This window comes from Xanthobacter autotrophicus, from assembly GCF_030015065.1.
GTDB lineage: Bacteria > Pseudomonadota > Alphaproteobacteria > Rhizobiales > Xanthobacteraceae > Xanthobacter > Xanthobacter autotrophicus_D.
Genome location: NZ_JAIVFN010000166.1, coordinates 1 through 7,021, shown reverse-complemented (window position 1 = coordinate 7,021; position 7,021 = coordinate 1). Strand labels below are relative to the sequence as shown.

General features: G+C 70.3%; 7 protein-coding genes. 1 reads left to right on the top strand and 6 read right to left on the bottom strand.

Features of this window, described 5'->3' with window-relative positions; translation table 11 throughout:
• The 5 genes from K9U40_RS21180 to K9U40_RS21160 all read right to left on the bottom strand — a co-directional run.
• Positions 1–202 (bottom strand): DUF1178 family protein (locus tag K9U40_RS21180; RefSeq protein ID WP_282892099.1); only part of this gene is annotated, 202 nt, incomplete at its 3' end.
• On the bottom strand, positions 199–1,086 hold the full coding sequence (locus tag K9U40_RS21175) for a carbon-nitrogen hydrolase family protein (protein WP_282892098.1): 888 nt from the start codon (positions 1,084–1,086) through the stop codon (positions 199–201). The genes K9U40_RS21180 and K9U40_RS21175, both read right to left, overlap by 4 nt.
• A gap of 140 nt (positions 1,087–1,226) precedes the next feature.
• Entirely contained in the window at positions 1,227–1,481 is a 255-nt protein-coding gene (grxC, locus tag K9U40_RS21170) for a glutaredoxin 3 (RefSeq protein ID WP_282892097.1), read from the bottom strand.
• Positions 1,482–1,548: 67 nt separating this feature from the next.
• Positions 1,549–2,316 (bottom strand): ComF family protein, encoded by a 768-nt coding sequence (locus tag K9U40_RS21165; protein ID WP_282892096.1) that lies wholly within the window; start codon positions 2,314–2,316, stop codon positions 1,549–1,551.
• A 264-nt stretch (positions 2,317–2,580) separates the two neighbouring features.
• Positions 2,581–5,130, bottom strand: a complete 2,550-nt coding sequence (locus tag K9U40_RS21160; protein WP_282892095.1) for a heavy metal translocating P-type ATPase — start codon at positions 5,128–5,130, stop codon at positions 2,581–2,583.
• Between the two features lie 146 nt (positions 5,131–5,276).
• Here K9U40_RS21160 and K9U40_RS21155 point away from each other — a divergent pair, with 146 nt between their 5' ends.
• Complete coding sequence (locus K9U40_RS21155) at positions 5,277–5,552, top strand: metal-sensitive transcriptional regulator (protein WP_282892094.1); 276 nt, start codon at positions 5,277–5,279, stop codon at positions 5,550–5,552.
• Positions 5,553–5,726: 174 nt separating this feature from the next.
• On the opposite strand, the gene rsmD is transcribed toward K9U40_RS21155, so the two are convergent.
• Positions 5,727–6,278: a 16S rRNA (guanine(966)-N(2))-methyltransferase RsmD gene (gene rsmD / locus K9U40_RS21150; RefSeq protein ID WP_282892093.1), complete on the bottom strand. Its 552-nt coding sequence runs from the start codon at positions 6,276–6,278 to the stop codon at positions 5,727–5,729.
• Positions 6,279–7,021 lie beyond the last annotated feature (743 nt).

Below are 7,021 nucleotides of genomic sequence, written 5' to 3'. Positions count from 1 at the left end.
GTGCCGCCTCCTCCGCGGCGGGGGCGGGGGCACGATCGGTGCGGGCGACGGACGGCGCCATCACCGCCTTCTCCACTTCGGCCGACCCGCAGGCGGGGCAGGAGACCAGCCCGCGTGCCTGCTGGGCGTCGAAGCTCGCGGAAGAGGGAAACCAGCTTTCGAACCGGTGGCCCGCCGCGCAATTGAGGGTGTAGCGGATCATGACGAGGCCCGCACCACGCTGAGGTGCCCGATGGTCTGGCCCGGCTCGGAGATCTCGAACCGGCGCCCGTTGGACAGGGAGGGAATGCGCGCGCGGGCGGCGGCGACTTCCTTCAGGTCGATCTCGGCGAGGATCACGCCGGGGTCGGTGCCGCCTTCGGCGATCACCCGGCCCCACGGGTCCACCACCAGCGAATGGCCGAAGGTCTCCCGCCCGTTCTCATGCTTGCCGCCCTGGGCGGCGGCCAGCACATAGGCGCCGTTCTCGATGGCCCGCGCCCGCAGCAGCACGTGCCAGTGCGCCTCGCCGGTGGGCCGGGTGAAGGCGGACGGAACGGTGAGCACCTGCGCGCCGCCTTCGGCCAGCGCCCGGTAGAGGGAGGGAAAGCGCAAATCGTAGCAGATGGTGAGGCCGACGCGGAACGCGTCCACGTTCGCCAGTATCGCCCGCTCGCCGGGGCGATAGGCGGAGGATTCCCGGTAGCTCTCGCCATTGCCCAGATCCACGTCGAACATGTGGATCTTGTCGTAGCGGGCAACGATCTCCCCGTCCGGGCCGATCATGAAGGCGCGGTTGACCGCCTTCTTGTCCGACACCTTCAGGGCCAGCGAGCCGATGTGCAGGACGATGCCGAGCTCGCGCGCCAGCTGGCGCAGCCCCGCGAGGGTGGCGTCGTCCGCCTCCTCCCGGAGCTTCTCGAACAGGACTTGGCGGTCCAGCTCCATGATGTTGGTGGTTTCGGGGGTCTGGACGTAGCGCGCACCGTCCCGCGCGGCCTCCCGCACCAGGGCGGCGGCGGCATCGAGATTGGCTGCCGGATCCCGTCCGCTGCGCAACTGCACGAGCGCGATGCGGAGGGTGTCGGATGTTTCGGCAGAGGTCATTCGGCTCGCTCTTTCCTGGATGCTGAACCCGCCCCGGTCCGTCGTGCGCTCCCGCGCGCGCCCGTTGCCGGACGCCTCCCCCGACAGATAGGGACAATTATTCAGTTTCGCACGGGTTCGCGCACCACGGAATGAAAAGCTCAGGCGGCGAGCTGGTCCAGCCGGCCGGCCTCCTCAAGGGCATAGAGATCGTCGCAGCCGCCCACATGGGTCTCGCCGATGAAGATCTGCGGCACGCTTGTGCGCCCGCCGGCGCGGCGCGTCATCTCGACCTGACCCTCCTTGTCGGTGGTCACGTCGATCTCGGTGAAGGTCAAGCCTTTGCGGCGCAGCAATTCCTTTGCGGAATGGCAATAGGGGCACCAGCTCTTGGTGTAAATCTCGATGGGTTTCATGCTGTCACGAACAGGTTGGGCAACGGCGGGGCACCGTCACGAAAGCGTCGTACCATAGTTAGGTAATTCAGGCGAAATCGACAACCCGCGCGAAAGTCAGGGCATCGACGCCATCGGCCCCGGCCCGGCGCAGCGCCTGCGCACAGGCGTCCAGCGTGGCGCCGGTGGTGAAAACGTCATCCACCAGCAACACGCGGCGGCCTTCAAGATACGATGCTGCATCGCCGCATGCGACGAACGCGCCCGCGACGTTGGCGCGGCGCCCTGCCCGGCCGAGGGCGGTCTGGGACGGCGTGGACCGGCGACGGGAGAGGAGATCGGTGCGCTGGGGCAGGCCGGTGCTCGCGGACAGGTGGCGGCCGAGAAGCGCGGCCTGGTTGAAGCGGCGGCGCCACAGGCGGAGCGGGTGGAGGGGCACCGGCACGATGAGGTCGGCCGAGCCGATCACATCCGCGCCGGCCTGCGCCATCAACCGGGCGAGCGGGGCGGCGACATCCAGCCGGTCGGCATATTTCAGCTTGTGCACGAGGTCGCGGGCGACGTCGTTGAAGGTCACGGCGGCGCGGGCGCGGTCGAAGGCGGGGGGATCCTCCAGCGCCTGCGCCGAGATCCGCGCGCCGCCGGGATCGTGGGTGAAGGGCGCGCCGGTGCGCTCGCAGAACGGGCGGCTGATGAAGGCGAGCCGGCCCCAGCATGGGCCGCACAGGCCGCCGGCCATGCCGGTGACGGCGCCGCAGGCGATGCAGGTGGGCGGCAGGGCAAGCCCCAGCAGCCCCGAGCCCAACGCCCGGAGCGCCCCGCGTGCCTGTACGAACTGGAAGGAAATGTCAGCCATGTCCGAACCCCGGGCATGATCGGGGCGCGCGTTCAATGTGTAAAGACGCCAGATACGGGGTGCCGGGGGAAGGGGAGCAACGAGCGTTTTTCTTCGGCACGGGCGGCGCCTGACGGCGCGGGCCTGCCCCCTCCCCAGCAAGCGGGAGAGGGCGTGGCGGCGCGAGGTGGACCCCCCGGTTCAGCCGGGGGGTGACGATGGGACTGACGGAGCCTCGGGGTGGCGGCCAGCCCCCGATCGCGGTCAGAGCTTCCCATGCCCGCCTCAGCGTGGCCGCCAGCCGCGCAGCAGCAGGGCGTTGGCGATGACGCTCACCGAGGACAGCGCCATGGCGGCCGCCGCCACCATGGGCGAGAGCAGGAGCCCGAGGCTGGGATAGAGCACGCCCGCCGCGATGGGCACGCCCGCCGCATTGTAGAGGAAGGCGAACAGCAGGTTGCGGCGGATGTTGGCCATGGTCGCCCGCGACAGGCCGCGCGCATGGGCGATGCCGGAGAGGTCGCCCTTCAGCAGGGTGATGCCGGCGCTTTCCATGGCGATGTCGGTGCCGGTGCCCATGGCGATGCCCACGTCCGCCACCGCGAGGGCGGGGGCATCGTTCACGCCGTCGCCGGCCATGGCCACCACGTGACCCTCGGCGCGCAGGCGCTGGACCACGTCGGCCTTGTGGTCGGGCAGGACCTCCGCCTCCACCTCGGTGATGCCGAGGCGCTTGGCGACCGCCAGCGCGGTGGTGCGGTTGTCGCCGGTGAGCATGACCACGCGCACGCCGTCATCGGTGAGCGACTTGAGAGCGGCCTCGGTGGTGTCCTTCACCGGATCGGCGATGGCGACGAGGCCGACGGCCTTGCCGTCCACGGCCACGAACACCGCGGTGGCGCCCTCGCGGCGATAGGCCTCGGCGGCGGCAGTGTGATGGTCGGTGGCAATGCCCTTCTCGCTCATGAAGGCGGCATGGCCCACCGCTACGGGGCGGCCGTCCACCGTGCCGGTGATACCCTTGCCGGCCGGGCTCTCCACGCCGGCCGGCTCGGACAGCTGGAGCTTGCGGCCGTTCGCTTCCAGCGCCATGGCGGCGGCGAGGGGATGCTCGCTCGCCCGTTCGAGGCTGGCGGCGAGGCGCAGCAGCTCCACCTCGTCGATGGCGCCGAGGGCGTCCACGGCCACCACCTTGGGCTTGCCGACGGTGAGGGTGCCGGTCTTGTCCACCACCACCACGTCCACCTTCTCCATGCGCTCCAGCGCCTCGGCATTCTTCACCAGCACGCCGAGCTGGGCGCCGCGGCCCACGCCCACCATCACCGACATGGGGGTGGCAAGGCCCAGCGCGCAGGGACAGGCGATGATGAGCACGGACACCGCCGCCATGAGCGCGAAGGTGAGGCGCGGCTCCGGCCCCACCGCCATCCAGATGACGAAGGCGACGCAGGCGGCGGCGAAGACGAGGGGCACGAACCAGCCCGACACCTGATCGGCGAGGCGCTGGATGGGTGCGCGGGAGCGCTGGGCCTGCGCCACCATCTGCACGATCTGGGAGAGCAGCGTGTCGCGGCCCACCTTGTCGGCCCGCATGGTGAAGGCGCCGGACGAATTGAGCGTGCCGCCGATGACCCGCTCGCCGGCCTCGCGGCTCACGGGCAGGCTCTCGCCGGTGACGAGACTTTCGTCGAGCACCGCGCGGCCCTCGGCGACGATGCCATCCACCGGCACCTTCTCGCCGGGGCGCACGCGCAGCAGATCGCCGGGAGCGACGAGGCCGAGGTCGATGGTTTCGTCGGTGCCGTCGGCCTTGATGCGCAAGGCGGTCTTCGGCGCCAGCGACAGCAGCGCCTTGATGGCGCCGGAGGTGCGCTCGCGGGCGCGCAGCTCCAGCACCTGCCCCAGCGCCACCAGCACGGTGATGACGGCGGCCGCCTCGAAATAGACCGGCACGCCGCCTTCATGGGTATGGAAATCATGCGGGAACAGGCCGGGGGCGAAGGTGCCCACGAGCGAATAGAGATAGGCCACCCCGGTGCCGAGCGCGATGAGGGTGAACATGTTGAAATGGCGGGTCTTGAGCGACAGGAATCCGCGCTCGAAGAAGGGCTTGCCCACCCACAGCACCACCGGCGTCGCCAGGGCGAACTGCACATAGTTGGAGGTCTGCTGTGGCAGCAGATGCAGGCCGAGCAGGTGCTGGCCCATCTCCAGCACGAAGATGGGCAGCGTCAGCACGAGGCCGATCCAGAAGCGCCGCGTCATGTCGGCGAGCTCTTCGTTCGGCCCCTCGTCGAGGGTCACGATCTCCGGCTCCAGCGCCATGCCGCAGATGGGGCAGATGCCGGGGCCGATCTGCCGGATCTCCGGATCCATGGGGCAGGTATAGATGGTGCCTTCCGGCACCTTCTCCGGCGGAGGCGGCGCGGATGAGCCCCCCTCCACATAGCGGCCCGGATCGGCCTTGAACTTGGTCTCGCAGGAGGAGGAGCAGAAGAAATAGGGCTTCTTGTCGTGCCGCGCCGAGTATTTGGCGCGGCCGGGCTCCACGCTCATCCCGCAGACGGGGTCCTTCACCGGGGCGAGGTACTTTTCCGGCTCGGCCTCGAACTTGGTCCTGCAGCCGTTGCAGCAGAAGAAAAACGTCTGGCCCTGGTAGACCGAGGTGGGCTTTGCGGCCTCCGGGTCCGTCTTCACATCCATGCCGCAGACCGGGTCCTTCACCGTCTCCGGAAGGAGGGCCTTCGGGGCGGCATTGAGGTCGAGGGGCGGGGGCGCGTTGCCGCCGCAGCAGTCGGGACCGCTGTGCGTGTGGCTGGAAGGATCGTTTGCCATAGGCGGCGGCTCCGGACGTGTCGGGGCCAGATGAAGGCCATTTTCCGCGAGGCGGCCTTGCGCTGGCTCATGTTCAGGGCGTCGAACGAAACCCTGGGAGATATTCTGCCTTGTTGAATATACCCTGAGGGGGTATATGACAAGCCATGCGCAGCCCGACGAAAGACCAAGTCCTGAAGCGCCTGAGCCGCATTGAAGGCCAGGTACGCGGCCTCTCCCGCATGGTGGAGGAGGACCGCTACTGCATCGACCTCATCACGCAGGTGTCCGCCGTCCGCGCCGCCTTGAAGCGGGTGGAGGAGGAGGTGCTGCGCGATCATGTGGCCCATTGCGTGGAGCATGCCATCCGCTCCGGCGATGCGGAGGACCAGCGGCAGAAGGTCAAGGAGCTGATGGACGTGATCGTCCGTGTCGAGCGGTGAGGCCGAAGGCTGGCGCGCGTGGCCTTTTCCGGCCCTTGGTCAGGTCCGCGCGGCGCCTGGTTTAGGCTGTTGCCGGAACCCGTTTTAAGATCCGCAACTCGGGAACACGCGCGTTGCGGAGTGAAGCCCTCTCGGCTCCGGTCGAGGACCGGGGCCGATGGCATGAGGCGGGCGTCAGGCCCGTTCCAGGAAGATCAGCTCGCTCTCGTCATAGGCGCGGCGTTCGATCTCGCGGAAGCCGTCCGGCAGCGTGAAGAGGCCGGTGCGCTCCTCCACGACCACCAGCGCATCGGGCGCGAGCCATCCGCCGGCCACGGCGCTCGCCAGCGCGCGCTCGGCCAGGCCCTTGCCATAGGGCGGATCGCAGAAGGCGAGGCCATGGGGCTCGCCCGGCCCCATGTCGCCGAGGCGGGTGGCGTCGCGGCGGAATACCTTGGTCACGCCGGTGAGGCCCAGCGCCTCCACATTGTCGCGGATCAGGCCGCGGGCGTCCGCCGCCTCCTCCACGAACAATGCGAAGCGCGCGCCACGCGAGAGCGCCTCGATGCCGAGCGCGCCCGTACCGGCGAACAGATCCAGCACGCGCGCGCCGTCGCACGGGTCGCCATAGGCATGGGCGAGCACGTTGAAGAGGCTTTCGCGCAGCCGGTCCGAGGTGGGCCGGGTGGCGCTGGAGGACGGCCCCTTCAACGCGCGCCCCTTCAATCGGCCGCCGACGATGCGCATGGCCGCTCTCCCTTCGGATCAGCGCTTGCCGCGCGGACCTGAAGGCTTGCCGCCGCCGGCCTTGCCGCTCGGCCGGCCGGCGGGCTTCCCGCCTGGCTTGCCACCGAACCCGCCCCGCCCGGCGCCGGGTTTGCCCCCCGGCTTGCCGCTGAAGCCGCGGGCGCCTGCCGGCTTGTCGCCGTAGGCGCGGCCGGGGCCACCCGCCGGCCTGTCCCCGGAAGGACGCGTACGACCTGCCGGCTTGTCGCCATAGGCGCGCCCTGCGCCCTCGGACGAGCGTTCGCCGTATGAGCGACCAGCGCCACCAGCGGGCCTGTCCCCGGAGGGACGTGTGCGACCCGCCGGCTTGTCGCTATAGCTGCGGCCCGCGCCTTCGGAGGAGCGTTCGCTGTAGGCGCGTCCTGCGCCGCCCGACGGCCTGTCCCCGGAAGGACGCGTACGACCTGCCGGCTTGTCGCCATAGGCGCGCCCCGCGCCCTCGGAGGAGCGTTCGCCGTATGAGCGACCCGCGCCACCAGCGGGCCTGTCCCCGCTGGGACGGGGCCGACCTGCCGGCTTGTCGCCATAAGGGCGGCTGCCGCTGCGGGCGGGCCGGCCCTCCTGCTCGCTGGTGCGGCCTTCCGGCCGTTCGCTGCGGGCGCGGAAGGGCCGTTCGCCCTGCGGGCGCTCGTCGCGCCCACGCCGGGGCGGGCCACTGTCTCTTATACACCTCTCCGAGCCCCCGAGACTGCAGCTACTCCCGT

Bases quoted from the DNA above. Each gene is read 5' to 3' on its own strand.
- K9U40_RS21175 (WP_282892098.1), bottom strand. From the start codon at position 1,086: ATGACCTCTGCCGAAACATCCGACACCCTCCGCATCGCGCTCGTGCAG.
- grxC (WP_282892097.1), bottom strand. From the start codon at position 1,481: ATGAAACCCATCGAGATTTACACCAAGAGCTGGTGCCCCTATTGCCAT.
- K9U40_RS21165 (WP_282892096.1), bottom strand. From the start codon at position 2,316: ATGGCTGACATTTCCTTCCAGTTCGTACAGGCACGCGGGGCGCTCCGG.
- K9U40_RS21160 (WP_282892095.1), bottom strand. From the start codon at position 5,130: ATGGCAAACGATCCTTCCAGCCACACGCACAGCGGTCCCGACTGCTGC.
- K9U40_RS21155 (WP_282892094.1), top strand. From the start codon at position 5,277: ATGCGCAGCCCGACGAAAGACCAAGTCCTGAAGCGCCTGAGCCGCATT.
- rsmD (WP_282892093.1), bottom strand. From the start codon at position 6,278: ATGCGCATCGTCGGCGGCCGATTGAAGGGGCGCGCGTTGAAGGGGCCG.